13 protein-coding genes are annotated in these 16,314 nt (G+C 51.5%); 2 read left to right on the top strand and 11 right to left on the bottom strand.

The annotated features are described in order from the left end of the window. Window positions 1–388: 388 nt before the first annotated feature. Window positions 389–3,037, bottom strand: coding sequence for an ATP-dependent chaperone ClpB (gene clpB / locus BN98_RS05335; protein ID WP_019190427.1), 2,649 nt, complete (start codon window positions 3,035–3,037; stop codon window positions 389–391). A gap of 29 nt (window positions 3,038–3,066) precedes the next feature. Further along, window positions 3,067–4,056 (bottom strand): DnaJ domain-containing protein, encoded by a 990-nt coding sequence (locus BN98_RS08660; RefSeq protein WP_019190428.1) that lies wholly within the window; start codon window positions 4,054–4,056, stop codon window positions 3,067–3,069. Window positions 4,057–4,319: 263 nt separating this feature from the next. Between BN98_RS08660 and BN98_RS05345 the strand changes: the two genes are divergently transcribed. After that, entirely contained in the window at window positions 4,320–5,549 is a 1,230-nt protein-coding gene (locus BN98_RS05345) for a dicarboxylate/amino acid:cation symporter (protein ID WP_019190429.1), read from the top strand. A 94-nt stretch (window positions 5,550–5,643) separates the two neighbouring features. Here the strand turns inward: BN98_RS05345 and BN98_RS07975 are convergent, their stop codons facing one another. The 7 genes from BN98_RS07975 to BN98_RS05380 form a co-directional block, all read right to left on the bottom strand. Next, window positions 5,644–6,597 carry a glycerophosphodiester phosphodiesterase gene (locus tag BN98_RS07975; RefSeq protein WP_019190430.1) on the bottom strand — a complete coding sequence of 318 codons (954 nt, stop codon included), beginning with the start codon at window positions 6,595–6,597 and terminating at the stop codon, window positions 5,644–5,646. Further along, window positions 6,594–8,540, bottom strand: coding sequence for a ribosomal protection-like ABC-F family protein (gene abc-f, locus BN98_RS05355; RefSeq protein ID WP_019190431.1), 1,947 nt, complete (start codon window positions 8,538–8,540; stop codon window positions 6,594–6,596). The genes BN98_RS07975 and abc-f overlap by 4 nt, the downstream gene beginning before the upstream one ends. Window positions 8,541–8,589: 49 nt before the next feature. Continuing rightward, window positions 8,590–9,258 (bottom strand): redox-sensing transcriptional repressor Rex, encoded by a 669-nt coding sequence (locus BN98_RS05360; protein ID WP_019190432.1) that lies wholly within the window; start codon window positions 9,256–9,258, stop codon window positions 8,590–8,592. A 26-nt stretch (window positions 9,259–9,284) separates the two neighbouring features. Continuing rightward, window positions 9,285–9,809 (bottom strand): hypothetical protein, encoded by a 525-nt coding sequence (locus BN98_RS05365; RefSeq protein ID WP_019190433.1) that lies wholly within the window; start codon window positions 9,807–9,809, stop codon window positions 9,285–9,287. 10 nt (window positions 9,810–9,819) lie between these two features. Beyond that, entirely contained in the window at window positions 9,820–11,277 is a 1,458-nt protein-coding gene (gene cls, locus BN98_RS05370) for a cardiolipin synthase (protein WP_019190434.1), read from the bottom strand. A 29-nt stretch (window positions 11,278–11,306) separates the two neighbouring features. Next, window positions 11,307–13,166 (bottom strand): translational GTPase TypA, encoded by a 1,860-nt coding sequence (gene typA / locus BN98_RS05375; protein WP_019190435.1) that lies wholly within the window; start codon window positions 13,164–13,166, stop codon window positions 11,307–11,309. Between the two features lie 130 nt (window positions 13,167–13,296). Continuing rightward, window positions 13,297–13,695, bottom strand: coding sequence for an ATP-binding protein (locus BN98_RS05380; RefSeq protein ID WP_019190436.1), 399 nt, complete (start codon window positions 13,693–13,695; stop codon window positions 13,297–13,299). Between the two features lie 187 nt (window positions 13,696–13,882). On the opposite strand from BN98_RS05380, the gene rd reads away from it, so the two are divergent. Further along, window positions 13,883–14,047, top strand: a complete 165-nt coding sequence (gene rd / locus BN98_RS08190; RefSeq protein ID WP_019190437.1) for a rubredoxin — start codon at window positions 13,883–13,885, stop codon at window positions 14,045–14,047. 76 nt (window positions 14,048–14,123) lie between these two features. Here rd and BN98_RS05385 read toward each other — a convergent pair whose 3' ends face one another. Both BN98_RS05385 and BN98_RS05390 read right to left on the bottom strand, forming a co-directional pair. Beyond that, on the bottom strand, window positions 14,124–14,852 hold the full coding sequence (locus tag BN98_RS05385) for a TVP38/TMEM64 family protein (protein WP_019190438.1): 729 nt from the start codon (window positions 14,850–14,852) through the stop codon (window positions 14,124–14,126). After that, window positions 14,839–16,206: a glycosyltransferase gene (locus BN98_RS05390; RefSeq protein ID WP_019190439.1), complete on the bottom strand. Its 1,368-nt coding sequence runs from the start codon at window positions 16,204–16,206 to the stop codon at window positions 14,839–14,841. The genes BN98_RS05385 and BN98_RS05390 overlap by 14 nt, the downstream gene beginning before the upstream one ends. Window positions 16,207–16,314: the final 108 nt, after the last annotated feature.

The following is a 16,314-nucleotide window of genomic DNA, read 5'->3' on the forward strand; positions in this document are numbered from 1 at the left end:
TACGCGTTTTCGAAAAGATTTCGTATATCTCCGCCGTGTCATGTCATCCTCCTTAAGCCTTTCTTCATTGTATCTTTTTGTTCGTTAAGGCTCTACTTTTTGGGGGACATGTCATTCTTCGATTTTGACCCGTAATCTGCACCCTAACTTTACGGGGCATTTTGCCATTTCTCGATTTTGGCCCGTAATCTGCACCCTAACTTTACGGGGCATTTTGCCATTTTGCGGTTTTGACCCGTAATCGCGTCGACTGACAGCGGCATATAAAAAAGGAAGGCGGCCGGTGGCCGCCCTCCAATTCTATCTATCTGCGCCGCGAAAGTGGCGCTACTTCTTATTAAACCGCCGGCTGCAGGACGACTCCGTTCGGGAGCCGCAGGCGCCTAGACTATTCCACCACCTCGTAGGTGTCATCGCTATGAAAATCTTCCGACGCTTTCTCGGTGGCAGGACGCGGTTCGACCTGTACTTTGAGATCGTTGGCGTCTGCCGTGACGGTCACGTGATCGTGATCGGCAATGCTTCCTTCGATCAGCATACGACCGAGAATGGTCTGGAGATGCTTCTGCAGATAGCGTTCGATCGGACGTGCGCCGAACTGCGGCGAGAAAGCATGGGAGAGGATGAAATCGTGGGCAGTAGCATCCGCTTCAATGGTGATGTCGCGTTCCGCCAGATGAGCGGAAATCTTTGCCAGGTTGAGGTCGATGATGCGACCAATTTCGTCCTTCGTGAGGCCCTTAAAAGTGATAATGTCATCAATACGGTTCAGGAACTCGGGACGGAAGGCGCGATGCAGGGCTTCGTCCACCGTCTTTTGTGCTGCATCGGTAAGGTTGCCTTGCGCATCTAAGCCATGCAAAATGGTGTCGGCGCCAAGGTTCGAGGTCATAATGATGATGGTGTTGCGGAAGTTCACCGTACGACCTTGGTTATCGGTCAGACGCCCGTCGTCGAGCACCTGCAACAGGATGTTAAAGACATCGGGGTGGGCCTTTTCGATTTCGTCAAAGAGGACCACGGAATAGGGCTTACGACGCACGGCTTCCGTCAGCTGACCGCCTTCTTCATAGCCGACGTATCCCGGCGCGGCACCGATGAGACGGGACACGGAGTATTTTTCCATGTATTCCGACATATCAATGCGCACCATATTGCGCTCGTCATCAAACATCGCTTCCGTTAAAGCCTTAGCAAGCTCGGTTTTGCCGACGCCTGTAGGGCCGAGGAAGATAAAGCTGCCGAGCGGTTTCGTGGCATCGGAGAGGCCGGCACGGGCGCGCAAGAGCGCTTCCGAGACTGCCGTGATGGCCTGTTCCTGACCGATGACGCGGCGATGCAAAATTTCCGGCAAACGGAGAATCTTCTGTCGCTCGCTTTCCACCAGCTTGGTTACCGGAATGTGCGTCCACTTGGAGACCACTTCCGCCACTTCCTCTTCCGTGACCTCTTCTTTTACCGCATCGTTATCCTTTTCGAGAGCATTTTCACTCTCTTCATACTTCTTCTGCAATTCCGCCAGCTTGCCGTAACGCAGCGTCGAGGCTTTTTCATAATCGAAATTGCGCTCTGCCTCCTCAATGGCATGACGGGTATGATCAATTTCTTCCTTAATTTTCGTCTGGCCTTCGAGGGCTGCCTTCGCATTTTGCCACTGAATAAAGCCCTCGTTGTAGGCTTCTTTCAAATTGGCCATGTCGGCTTCCAACTCCGCCAGGCGTTTCTTGGATGCCTCGTCGGTTTCCTTTTGCAGGGCGACTTTTTCAATCTCGAGCTGTAATATCCGACGACGTTTTTCATCCAATTCTTCCGGCATGGAGTCAAGGGCCGTGCGCACCATGGCGGCTGCCTCATCCATGAGGTCGATGGCCTTATCCGGCAGGTAGCGGTCCGTAATGTAGCGATCCGAGAGTTTTGCTGCGGCAACAACCGCACCGTCCGAGATGCGCAGACCGTGATGCAGTTCGTATTTGGATTTAATGCCACGCAAAATGGAAACCGTATCTTCCACTGACGGTTCGCCCACCATGACTTTCTGGAAACGACGTTCCAGCGCGCCGTCTTTTTCAATATATTGGCGATATTCGTTAAGCGTCGTCGCGCCGATCATGCGGATTTCGCCGCGGGAAAGTGCCGGCTTCATGAGGTTTGACGCATCCATAGCGCCATCCGTACGTCCCGCACCGACAATCAAGTGCAATTCATCCACAAAAAGGATGATATTGCCATCCGATGCCTTAATCTTTTCCAGCACGGCCTTTAAACGCTCTTCAAATTCACCGCGATACTTGGCGCCGGCTAAGAGCTGGCCCATATCCAGGGCAAAAATCGTCGTGTCCTTCAAGCCATCCGGCACATCGCCATTGATAATGCGCTGGGCGAGTCCTTCTACAACGGCCGTTTTCCCCACGCCCGGTTCACCGATAAGCACCGGATTATTCTTCGTGCGACGGGAGAGGATGCGCGTCATATCGCGAATCTCTTCATCACGACCGATAATGGGATCCCCCTTACCTTCCCGCGCCTTCGCGGTCAGATCCGTTCCGTATTTCTTCAAGACATCTTCCGTTTCTTCCGGATTGTCCGTTGTCACCTTGCGAGAGCCGCGTACGGCTTTTAACGCTTGTTCGAACGCATCACGCGTAATATGATACTGTTTCAAAATCTCTTCGGACGGAATATGGCGTTCCGACAGCAAAGCCAAATACAAGTGCTCCGTCGAAACGTATTCGTCGCCCATCTTCGTGGCTTCATCCTTTGCATTCAGCAGGATGCGCTGAAAAATCGCGTTTGGATAGACCTGCGAAGCGCCCTGTTGCTGCGGTAAATTTTCCATGGCCCGTCGCACCGCCGTGCGGTAGGCCGCGATCTGTACGCCCAGATGCGTCAGCACCTGCGCCACCATGCCGTCCGTTTCACGGATCAAGGCATCGTGTAAGTGGAGATCCGTCAATTCCGGATTTCCGTTTTTAATGGCCGCATTTTGTGCGTCCTGAATTGCCTGTAATGCTCTTTTTGTATATTTATCTTCCATCATGACTCTCCTTTCTGCGGATTCGGAGTCTGTTATTGCTGTAATTTTTTATAGATGGCTTCCTGTTCCGGCGTAAGCACGGCAGGATTCTGAATGGCCATCTCCAAATACAAGTCGCCGCGCGTTCCTTGGCGATTGCGATACCCCTTCCCCGGCACACGCATGCGTTTACCTGTTGCCATGCGGGCAGGAATGTTCACCTGAATGCGACCGTCCAACGTATCAACGGTTTTCTTCGTGCCAAAATAGGCTTCCCAGGGAAGCAGGGTTACGGTTTTTACGATATCCACGCCTTCGATGGTATCGGGGGAAAGCAAGCGAATCTTGACCATCAGGTTACCGTCGAGGCCAAACTTTTCACCCTTTACGCGAATGCGGTTGCCATCCTGAATGCCTGCCGGCCAGCGCACCGCGATATTTTTCGTTTGCCCACCGATTTGAAACTGCAGGGTCTTTTCACCGCCTTGATAGGCTTCCCGGAGCGGCAAATCCATCGTGGTTTCATAGCGATCCTGTGCACGCCTTGCGGCAGCACCGTTCGTAGCGGCGCCGTAACCCGCCGGACCGTAACTGGTCCGATACGTGGCGCCCGAACGACCGTGGAGCAAATCTCCCAGATCGCCAAAGCCGCTGAAATTCCCGCCGGCATGGCCTCCCTGTCGTGCCCCACCGCCGAAAATCAAATTGAAGAAGTCGGAGAAGTCGCCACTGCCGTTCGTTTGATAGGTATAGGTCCCTTGACCATTACCGAAGTTTCCGAATCCGAAATCTCGCGGGTCAAAGTTTTGACCCCCTTGGAAATTCATATTGGTGCCAAACTGATCGTATTTTTTACGCTTATCGGCATCACCGAGGACTTCGTATGCTTCGTTAATTTCTTTGAATTTTTCCTGCGCCGCGGTGTCATTCGGATGCAGATCCGGATGATATTTTTTCGCCAACTTGCGATACGCTTTTTTAATCTCTGCTGCGGATGCCCCTTTATCGACGCCAAGCGTCTTGTAATAGTCTTGATATTGCAAAGCATCCTCCTTTCCGGTCAATCTATGGACAGCGAAGAGAATTCTTCGCTTATTTTTTTGACCATCTTTGACTTACCGTTATTATACTCCGCTTATTGGCGAATAACAAGCCTTTTCAAAAGATTCTGCGCTTGCTAATTTTTTCTCATTCTTGTAAGTTTTTGCATTTCTTTATATGATTTAGCAAAGAGTAGCGCCGCTGTGGGATGAGCGGCGTTCATCACTCTCGCCATTCCTGACGGGTGTACAAGAAAGGATTCATTATGGAGAAAAAACAACGTTTCAGTCTGGCGATACAGATCTTTATCGCCCTAGCGCTCGGCATTCTTGTCGGCATTCTGTTGCAGGGAAAGGGGGATTTTACAAAAGCCTATATTCAGCCCATTGGTACCATCTACATTAATCTCTTGAAATTCATGGTGGTGCCCATCGTCCTTTTCTCCATCATCGATGGAACCATCTCCTTAGGCGATATTCGTCGTGTGGGCTCTATTGGTTGGAAAACTTTCGTCTATTACATGGCAACCACCGCCGTTGCGGTGGTCATTGGTATTGTTTTTGCCACGCTCTTTAAAGGATTTTTCCCGCTCTTACAGACGGCGGGATTGAAATATGAAGCCAAAAGTGCCAATTTCATGGAAGTCATCGTGGCGATGTTCCCGAAAAATATTTTGGAGCCGCTGCTAAAAGCGGATATGTTGCCGCTGATTTTGATGGCGCTTCTCATTGGTGTGGGTATTCTTCTTTCCGGTGAGGACGGCAAACGCGTTGGCAAAGGTGTGAAGAGCATCTACACCGTGGTTATGAAAATGATGGAAATCATCATCCGCCTCACGCCCATCGGCGTATTCTGCTTAATGACCAACGTCATTGCGATCAATGGGGCTACCATCGTCTCCTCATTGGGCATCGTTCTAGGCGTCGCCTATCTGGGTTACTTCACCCACATCGTGATCGTCTATGGTTTGAGTGTCCACCTCTTTGCCAAGATAAGCCTCATGAAATTTTTGCGTGGCATGATGCCCGCCATGACCACAGCTTTCACGACTTCCAGCTCCAATGCGACTCTGCCCCTTACCATTCAATGCTCCAACGACCTGGGCGCTGATCCCAGCGTTTCTTCCTTTGTTCTGCCCCTTGGCGCAACGATCAACATGGACGGCACGGCCATCTACATGGGCGTCAACTGTCTCTTCATCGCCGCCTGCTATGGTGTCAATTTGACCATCCCTCAGCTGATTTCCGTCGTCCTTACCGCCGTTCTTGCCTCCATTGGCACGGCAGGCGTTTCTGGTGCCGGCATGATCATGCTGGCGATGGTCCTCACCAGTGTTAACCTCCCTGTCGAAGGCATTGCCCTGATTGCCGGTATTGACCGTCTCTTCGACATGGGCCGTACGACCCTGAACATCACCGGCGATGCCACCGCCGCCCTTGCGGTGTCCCAGTGGGATCGCGCTGCCAAAGCGAAAAAGGCGAAGAAAGCAAACTAATGCCGCATCAACCTGCGGCCGACAGTCATACAATAACAGTGAAGGCGGCCTTTTGGGCCGCCTTCACTGTATCAAATTGCATCGCATAAGCGATTTATTTCAGCACGCCCTTCATCAGATTCATGAAGAGGCCGGCCAAGAATGTAGCTACGGCAACACTTAGAACCATGCAAAGTGCGACGGCTAAGAAATTGCCTTTGCCTTTGCGGCTTCTACCGACATTGGTGAGATTTTTGGCTTTTTGGGCCAGGGACTGCATGGGTTGGTGGCTCTTCTCTTGCCGCGCTTCCGTTTCCGTGGCAAATTTCAGTGCCTCGGCGGAGTAGGGCATTGTCTTGACGTCAAGGGCCGCCCGCGCGGTGGCCATATCGGTAACAAGGATGCTCTTGACACCGAGCTCTTGGAGGCGTTGCATTTGCTCCGGAGTGGAGACGTCCTGGGTCATAATCTGCAGATCATGTGCATTGCAAAGTTCGACGAATTGACGCGTGGTTTGCGTGAGGGTGGGAAGAACGTAGTGAATCTCCAATTCTTCAAGCTTGGCAATGATTTCTTCGTCAAGGGTATCGGGAATCAAACCAAGGGCGATGTCCGGGTAGCGTGTATGCAAAAGACGCAGGCTGGAGAGACGGGAACAGGCCAAGAGCAAGCGCTCTTTGCCTTCGACGTCGGCCAGGCAATTCATGAGGTCTTCTTCAAAATTGGAATAGGGGAATTTAGCGTTTTTCACCATCAAAATGGTGGTGTGTGGCAATGGCTCCGCCCAAGTTAAGTATTCCTTCAGCGATGGAATATGCTGATCCAATTTCGTGTAGGGCTCGTTAAACTCTGCTTCTTGGATTTCGCTCAGATCATGATGGCGTACCAGACCGATGGCATCAGTGGCAATGCCTAAGGCTTCATCGCGGAAGACGATGGGCTGATGATCGCGCGTCATCAGAACGTCCAGTGCAATGCCCTCCGCGCCGTTTAGGAGCGCCTGGCGAAAAGCCATCATGGTGTTTTCCGGTAAATGCTCGTGATCCCCGCGATAGGAATAGATTTTCATACCTCTTCCCCTTCCTCTTCTTCCAACGCCGTTTCCAGTTCCAGCCACTCGTCGCCAAGGGCTTCTAATTTCTTTTGAATTTGCGTGAGCTCATCGTGGACACGCTGTGCTTCTTCGTAATCCTCATAGAGCGAAGGATCATAGGCTTTCTGCTGCAACGCCTCTTGCGTCGCCGTCAGCTCTTCCGTTTCCCGCGTGATCGCATTGATGCGCGCGCGCATCTGACGCAGCTGCTTTTTTGCTTGCTGCGCCTGTTTCTTTTCCTTTTTCTCTTGCGTCTTTGTCTTTGTTCCCTGTGTTTCCTGCGGCAAAACGGCACCATCGCTCTTATGCTGCAGATAAGCATCATAGTTACCCAGATGCATTTCCATGCCCGTCGGATGCAGGCGGAAAATATGCGTACAAACGTGGTTTAGAAAATAGCGATCATGGCTGATGACAAAGACGGTGCCATCGTAATCCAGCAATGCCTGCTCCAAGATTTCGCGGCTTTCGATATCCAAGTGATTGGTCGGCTCATCCAATAAGAGGACGTTGGCTGAGGAAAGCATAAGCTTCAACAAAGCAAGACGGGCTTTTTCACCACCGGACAGTTCCCCCACCAGACGGAAAATCTCTTCGCCGATGAATTGGAAACGGGCAAGATGGGCGCGTACCGTATAGTGATCCATCTGTGGATAGGCATCCCACAGTTCATCCAGAATGGTTTTGTCCGGGGATAAGGTGCGCTGCTCCTGGTCGAAGAAGGCAATCTTCACCGAGGAGCCGAAGGAAACCGTGCCTTGATCGGCTTGCTCCTGCTGCAGGAGAATGCGAAACAGTGTCGTCTTCCCGACGCCGTTCTCACCAATGAGGCCAATGCGCTGGCCCCGATAAATGTTGAAACTGACATCCTGAAAAAGGATGCGCTCTCCAAAGGCTTTGCCTAAGCCATCCACGGCCAAGACATCTTCCCCGCTCGGATATTTCGGGGTAAGGCGCAGACGCATATGCTGCACATCTTCCGGCGGTTTCTCCAATAACACCATTTTATCTAAGAGTTTCTGGCGCGAACGGGATTGGGCAATGCCGCGCTTGCGTTTCGAACCGCCCAGATGGCCCAGGCGATCAATGATTTCTTTTTGTCGCGCAATTTCTTCCTGCTGATTTTCATAGGCATGACGCTGCACTTCCAGGTCCTTTTCGCGGCGACGTGTATATTCCTGATAGCCGCAGGCATACGAAAAGACTTTGCGATGCTCCACCAGCAAAATGCGTTGACACACCTGATTTAAAAAGTAGCGATCATGGGAAATGAGCAGCACTGCCCCGCGGAAGGAGGCCAGCATCTGTTCGAGATAGGCGGTGACTTCCATATCCAAGTGGTTCGTGGGCTCATCCAAAAAGAGAATATCGGGACGGCCGCAGAGCATCGTTGCCAATTCCAGGCGCGATTTTTCGCCACCGGAGAGTACGTTCACCGGTGTGTCAAATTGCTCCTCGGAAAAGCCCATGCCCTTTAATATGCCGCGAATTTCCGAGTCATAAGAAAGACCGCCTTCGTCCACGAAGCGATCTGTCAACAGGCGATGCCGCTCCATTACCGCTTCGAGTTCCTTCGGTTTATCGGCGAGTTCACCCATCTCCTGCTCCAGGGCACGCAATTTCTTCTCCAGCGCGAAGGCGCGGGCATACCCTTTCTTGCACTCGTCGTAGAGGGTATCGTTGCTTTCGATATGGACATTTTGTTCCAAATAGCCGATGCGCAAATCGTCGCGATGGAAAATGGCGCCACGATCCGGCTCCAGTTCATGCACAAGCAGGCGCATAAGCGTCGTTTTTCCCGAGCCATTCACCCCGATGATACCGATCTTCTCGCCTTTTTCTACCAAAAAGGACACGTCCTCCAAAATCGAATGCACGCCATAGCTCTTATACAATTGTTGAATGGTCATTTCTGCCATGTGGTGCTCATTTCTAAGGCCGTCGGACTTCTTCATCGAGCGTTTGGCGCTACTGCAACACCGCGCCGCTGCCCGTTTCAAATCCCTTGTAATCTTTCCAGTTACCCATGTAATAAATCAGGCTATACAAACTCTCGTTTAAGTAAACATTCTCCAGCACTACCCCGTGCGGAAGATGCAGATCCGTCTGTGCATAGTTCCAGATGCCGCTCACCCCGGCTTCAACGGCGCGATCCGCTACGGACTGCGCCACGCGACGCGGTGTAGTGATGGTCAAGATGTCAATCTGTTTTTCGGCGATGGTCTTTTCCATCGCATCCACGGACAACACCGGCGCGCCGGCAATGGTCTTGCCGATCATTGCTTCATTCACATCAAAAAGGGCCTCCAGATGCAGGTGGTTTTCTTTGAACAAATCCGAGTTGGCCAGCGCAACGCCCAAGTGGCCGGCACCCGCGATGGCCACATGATGTTCCTGATGCAGGCCGATGATGCGCGTAATCTGTTCTCGCAGGGATTCCACGTTGTAGCCGTACCCCTGCTGCCCAAAGCCTCCAAAGTGGTTCAGATCCTGCCGAATCTGCGAAGCGGTAAAACCGGTGATATCACTCAACTTCTGCGATGAAATGCGCTCCACGCCCTGTTCATGCAGAGCAATCAGATAGCGCAAATACTTCGGCAATCGTCGGATGACCGCTCCCGAAATCGCTTTTTCCATACTCTCCTCCTACCCGTCCCAATGCGTCAGTGAGACGGATCCTCTCCGTTTTCCGACGGAATATTGAAAGCCTGCCCCGCAACCTCTTCCAAGGTGAGCGGCGCTTTCGGAGCCTGCTGCAACCAGCGCGGCCCCACATATTTTACGAGCAGCGTCAACACGCTGATCATGCGCGCCAGTGTCCAAAAGCGAAAATATAACGGCTGGCGTAACATCGAAAACAGTAAACCGGGATCTTCCGTAAAGGCTTGCCAAGTGCTAAAGACCTCCGGCGTCAAGCAGCACAAAAGCAACCCTTCCGCCAGGCCAATCCAGATATCGCCGGCGCTGGCCGGGCGACGCAGGAAAATGCCCACGACATGAAAAAACAGTCCCAGCCAAATCACCGCATTGAGTGGTACCTGCACCGCCAATACGACCATGGTCCAAGAGGCGGCCACATTTTGAATGACAAAAAGCAATGCATAGCTGATGGCAAAGAGAACCAGACTGACGGTCAGTAATACCGTCAGCAATTTTCCCAATCGCGTCGGTTCATGCGCATTCTTCATGATTTCCTCCTTATAGTAAGGGTGCAAACAGACGGCAGATGGGCTCCTTCAACTTCAGGAGCCAGGAGCGCTTGTTGTACACTTCCCGTGTCAACAGCGTGCTATCCTGCATATCTTCGTGAAACGCCCGTTTCAGACGTGCATTAATGCGCGGCGAATAGACCAGTTCCGATGCCTCAAAGTTTAACGAAAAGGAGCGTTCATCGATATTGCAGGAGCCCACCATGGACACGTAATCATCGATAATCATCACTTTACTGTGCATGAACCCTCTTTCGTAGCGATACACGCGCGCCCCGGCGCGAATGAGATCCCCGGCAAAGGACATAGTGGCCGGGAAGACGATCGGATGGTCGGGACGATTCGGAATCATGATGTTTACCTCCACTCCCTGCTGCAGTGCCACGACTAAAGCGTCATAGAAGGACTGATCGGGAATGAAATACGGGGTCTGCATATAAATCACGTCGTCTGCCGAAGCAATCATCTTCAGCATGGACAGCTTAATATTCGCTTGTGGCGAATCGGGGCCGCTGAAAACCAGCTGGCAGAAGGCATCGCCATTTTCACTGGGATGCGCAATCACCTCGCGCTCTTCCATTTCATCGCCGCCGGTTACGAAATTCCAGTCTTGCAGAAAGCGCACTTTGAGATCCGCAACCGCAGAGCCGACAATACGCAAATGCGTATCGCGCCAAAAGCCGAAGCGATAATTGCGTCCTATGTATTCATCACCAACGTTGAAGCCGCCGATATAGGCAATGCGTTCATCGATGGTAACAATTTTGCGGTGGTTACGGTAATTCAAACGCAGATTGATATAGCGCAAAAAAGAGGGATAAAAAATGCCCACCTGAATGCCTTCTTGGCGCATCACGCGTTTCATGCCGGTCGAAAGAGCGCGTCCGCCGACGCCATCGGTCAAAACGCGCACGACAACGCCGCGGCGTGCGGCACGGATCAGTGCCTGAATCACCGTCGTGCCAAGCACATCCGATTTCAAAATATAATATTGAAAATTGATCTCTTCCTGCGCAGCATCAATATCTTCCAGTAATTTCTGAAATTTCGAGGCGCCATCGAAAAAAGTCTCGACGTCATTATCGCCGGATAAGCTCGTCAGTCCCGTGCGCACATTGAGACGAATCAGCTCCAGATAGTCCTGAAAGCGTCCTTCTTCCTCCACCGGTACCTGTGTCGTAACCTCATCCCACTTGATCAGCGCATGATGCAACACATCCACGTCCAGTGATTCTTTGGCTCGGAAAAGGCGACGACGACGTGTATCACGTCCCAGAAGCAGATACGGAATGAAGCCCACGATGGGGAACATAACAATCATCATGATCCAGAGCATGGTGGAGCGAGCCGGTCGGCGACGATTGGAATACACAATCGTTATGGCCAGCAAGATATTAATCCACCACGCATTTTGCGCCAACAGATTGAATAGGTATAACAGATCCATGGCACCCTTCCACTTCTCTTTTGCACGCGTTATTTCTTATATTTGGCTTGTTTATAGCGTGCTTGACCACTCAAAATGGCCTTACGCATACGATACGCGGCCGGCGTCACTTCAATCAGCTCGTCCGCTTCAATAAATTCCATCATTTGCTCGAGGCTCAGGCGATTCGGCGGCGTCAATTTCAGCGCATCGTCGGCGGCTGCCGAACGAATATTGGTTAACGCCTTCTTTTTGCATACATTGACATCCAGATCTTCGCCCTTCGGATTCGATCCGATAATTTCGCCTTCATAGACTTCTTCACCGGCACCCAAAAACAGCGATCCGCGCTGCTGCGCGGCAAAGAGGCCGTAGGTTGTTGTCGTGCCGGTTTCAAACACCACAAGGGACCCCACGGAGCGCGTCGGAATTTCGCCCTTATACGGCTCATAGCCTGCAAACTCGTTGTTCAGCACCCCTGTGCCGCGCGTATCCGTCATGAGGCTCTGGCGATAGCCGATGAGGCCTCTGGCGGGAATACGGAATACCAGACGGGTATAGCCCGACGGCGATGTTTTCATCTCCTGCAATTCGCCTTTGCGCTGACCAAGCGCCTGAATCACCGCGCCGGCATATTCCTGGTCGACATCCACCGTGGCTTCCTCAATCGGTTCCAGGCGATGTCCCTGTTCATCCTGGCGATACAGTACTTCCGGCTTAGACACCATGAATTCATAGCCTTCACGGCGCATCTTTTCAATCAATACCGACAGATGCAACTCGCCACGGCCGCTCACACGGAAGGAATCCGTCGAATCGCCATCGCTCACGCGCAAGCTCACGTCGGTATGCAATTCTTTTTCCAGACGCGCACGGATATGGCGCGATGTGACAAACTGACCGCTACGCCCCGCAAAGGGAGAATCATTCACGGAGAATGTCATCTGTAGCGTTGGCTCTGAAATCTTCACAAAAGGCAGCGCCTGCACGTCATCCGGCGCACACAATGTATCACCGACTTCAATGCCTTCTACACCGGACACGGCCACAATCGAGCCAACGCCCGATTCCGTCACCGGTACGCGCTTCAGCCCGTCAAATTCAAAAATATTCGTCACACGAATCTTCAAATGCTTGTCCGGCGCATTGTAGTTAGCAATGACGGCTTCGTCATTGACATGAACTTGTCCCTGTTCCACCTTGCCGATACCGATACGGCCGACATAATCATTATAGTCTGCCGTCGAAATCAACAGCTTGAAGGGCGCATCAATATCGCCACTCGGGGCGGGAATCGTGTCCACGACGCACTGCAACAGCGGGCGCATATCCTCTCCGACGGCTTCCTTGCCCTCTTCTTCTGCCGCGCGCCACGTCTTATCATCCACGGCCCAGCCATTCTTAGCTGAGGCATAAATCACGGGACTGTCCAGATACTCCAGCGGGGCATCTATGGATAAGAACAGATCATAAATTTCTTCTCGTACCTCATCCACGCGTGCATCCGGTCGATCCGCCTTATTGATGCAAATAATAGCAGGCAGCGATAAATCGATCGCCTTACGCAGCACAAACTTGGTCTGCGGCATCGGTCCTTCAAAGGCATCCACCACCAGGATAACGCCATCGCACATCTTCAGTACACGTTCGACTTCTCCGCCGAAGTCCGCATGTCCCGGCGTATCAATAATATTGATCTTCGTTTTGTCAAAGTGTACGGCGGTATTTTTCGACAGAATGGTGATGCCGCGTTCCCGCTCCAAATCATTGGAGTCCATCACGCGCTCCACAACTTCCTGATTTTTACGTATCGTCCCGCTGGTGCGCAACAGCGCATCTACCAGCGTCGTCTTACCATGATCGACGTGGGCCACAATCGCCACGTTTCGTATTGCTTCTCTATCTTGCATGTAACTCTCCTTTGATCACAATCGCTATTATTTTAACACAGAGACCCCGTTACCATAAAAAAATCAGGGGTTTCCCCTGATTTCTTTCCATTCTGCTATGCTGCTTCGTTTGCTATGCTTTCGGCGGACATTAGTGCACCCGATACAGCGTACAGCGCACTTCGTTCTTCTGCACATCCATCTGATCCACCAGCTGCGACACAATTCTTAAACCTCGCCCACCGCAGTCCATGTGATGGCGTTCATCCTTTGGTTCCAGATTCGGCACAAAGCCTTCTCCTTCATCCCTTACAGCGATTTGAATTTGATTTTCCGTCACGCGCAAACGCAAATGTACGCATTTACAATGATCGTTCAGATTGCCGTGTTCACAGCCGTTAATCATCAGCTCACTCAATATCAATCGCAGATCCATCAGCTGGTCCCCATCCAAGGCACAGCGCCTGCGCATCTCTTCTACCTGTTCCCGCACCAAACCACATATCGAAGCGATTTCGCTGGGAACAGCACCGGAATAAGTATAGGTCACGAAATCCTCCTTTCCATGCAGCTTCACATCATCCTCAACCTGTTATTCTCTTACCCAAAACACGGCTGTTTTTAACGAAGGCAAGGAATTCTTCGTGGAATTATCCCCTGTTTGAAAAACATCAAATAAGGTATAAAGAAAACGAACGTTAAAGCATAACGTGTATCAAAAAATATGGAGGAAGAGTATGAAAAAATATGAATGCACTGCTTGTGGACACATCTATGATCCCGCTGTAGGCGATCCGGACAGTGGTATTAAGCCGGGTACGGCTTTTGAAGATCTGCCCGATGATTGGGTATGCCCGGTTTGCGGCGTAGGCAAAGACGAATTTGAGCCCGTCGAAGAATAATTGTTTTAAAAGCTAAAGAAGAAAGGCGGCCATCGCGGCCGCCTTTCTTGGTTCTATTTCCGATTCCTTCTACTTCTCAATTCATAAAGTGTGCTTTAAACCATTCCAAGACGGTGCCGCCCTTCTTAAAGACGTACTCCAGGAAGAAGGTGTAGATGAAAAGCGCTGGGAATTTGGTCCAAGCCAAATGGAAGGCGAAAGTCTTAAAGGACATATTGGTAAGGCCCATGACCAGACAGATGATGTCGTCGGGCATACCGGGCAGTACCATGGTCCAGATGAAGAACTTTTTGATTTTGGCATCATTTTCATCAATCCATTTACTGTATTTCTGATAGGTTTCGGGCTTGACCATGGCGTGGACAAAATTGGGGCCGAAAAAACGCGCCAGTAAAAACAATATGGTTTCGCCGACGTATATGCCGAAGTAATTCAGCAAAAAGCCGGGTAAAGGACCAAAGAAATAGATGCCAACCAGTGAGGTGACATTGCCGGGAATAATGGGAATAATACATTGCAAAATCTGCAATAAAAAGAAGAAAAACATGCCCCAAATGCCCGACTTGGCAATGAATGCCTGCATGGCGTTGGCATCGGTAAAAATCCCCATGTGCCAACCATAAAGGCCGAGGCCTAAGCACAGCCCCATGCCGACGATCGTAGCAATGGTCACAAAGCGGCGCAATTTGGCGGCTTTCTCCGGACTGAGCTCATGTTCTTTTCGCCATTCTTTCAAGGAGTGCTGGTGCTGCGTTTCCGTCGTAGGCGTATTTAACTCGTTTGTGGGTGTCTTATCGTCTTTCATCAATCCTCCCAGGCGTTCGGACGGTAGCATCGCCACCGGTTTCCGGTGCTGCTTTCTCAGCCTTTTCCGTTGCTTTTTCATAGGCCTGTCGCTGTAAAAAGCGACGAATTTCGACCAGCAATTGGCCGTAGTCACTGGCTTCCTGCTGCTCTCGCAGACGTTGAGAAACGCGAGAGCTGAGCCATTTCTGTGTGCCAACGGGTAAAGTGCCCCGGTTTAAGACTTCTTGATACAAGGCGAGGACACGATCGCCAAAAATCTCTTTGCCAAATTGCTTGCTGGTGGTGATGGCACCTTCTTGCCAGCGGTCGTAGAGGGCGTCGTCATCCAAGAGGCGCAAGATGGTTTGGACGCATTCGTCCGGCGTGTCATATTGCATGCCATTGATGTCGGGCAGCACCACTTGGGTGATGGCGGCATCGCGACGGGCAATGACGGGACGGGCATTGGAGAGCGCTTCGATGTAGGTGAGACCCTGTGTTTCCGATACGGAAGCGGAAACGAAGAAATCGAGCAATCGATAATACGTCCCGACCGAGTCCTTTGGCACCATGCCGGTCAAAAACACGCTGTCTTGCAACTGCAAGGCGGCGATTTCTTTTTTCAGCTCTTTCATGGCCGCGCCATCGCCGACAAGGAGAAGACCCACATCCGAGCGGATTTCCCGCACTTTTTTATGAATGCGCAATATTTCGTCCAGATTCTTTTCATGCGCAACACGCCCGACATTGCCATAGAGGCGCCAGGTGGGCGGCACGCCGAGAGCATCCCGAATTTTCTGCTGTTCCTCCGGTGTGCCCGGATGGGAGAAGGCTTCCAGATCAATGCCGGTCGGAATCACGCGCACATTCGAACAGATGTTTTCTTTAAGAAGATACTGTCGCGTCTTGTCCGTCGGCGCAATCACTACATCAGCGGTTTGCAGACGCAGGGCCATGCCTCGGGCCAAGAGTGAATCCCAATGGCCCGGCAATACGTATTTGGTGTAGTACTCGTATTGCGTGTGATAGGTGTGCACAATGGGACAGCGACACTTGCGCGCAATGCGCTGTACGAAAGAATAGGTGAAAAATTCGCATTGGGAGTGGATAATATCCGGCTTCCAATCGATCAATGCATCAATGAGGCCGTTGTGCGTGTCCAGCGAAGCACGCAAGTCGGGATACACTGCGTCAAGTGGAATAGAACCCACATAATACACGTCATCCTGCTGATAGGTACGGAACGTGGACGACAGCGTCAACAGCTTGACGTCACAGCCGTGCCGTTCCAACTCTCGTTTCAACAGCAGTACGGAGACAATCACGCCATTCACGGACTCCGGATTTAAATCACTGGTGAGTAATACCTTCATGTCTCCTCCCTTCCCTATTCAGTATAGCAAAGGCGTTTCAAGCATTATGGGCAAATTTTAAAGATCTTATAAAATCCTTGGCAAACGTGGCAAGGCTGGCGCCGGCAA

The sequence above is a fragment of the Levyella massiliensis genome (genome assembly GCF_000308275.2).
Classification (GTDB): Bacteria; Bacillota; Clostridia; order Tissierellales; family Peptoniphilaceae; genus Murdochiella; species Murdochiella massiliensis_A.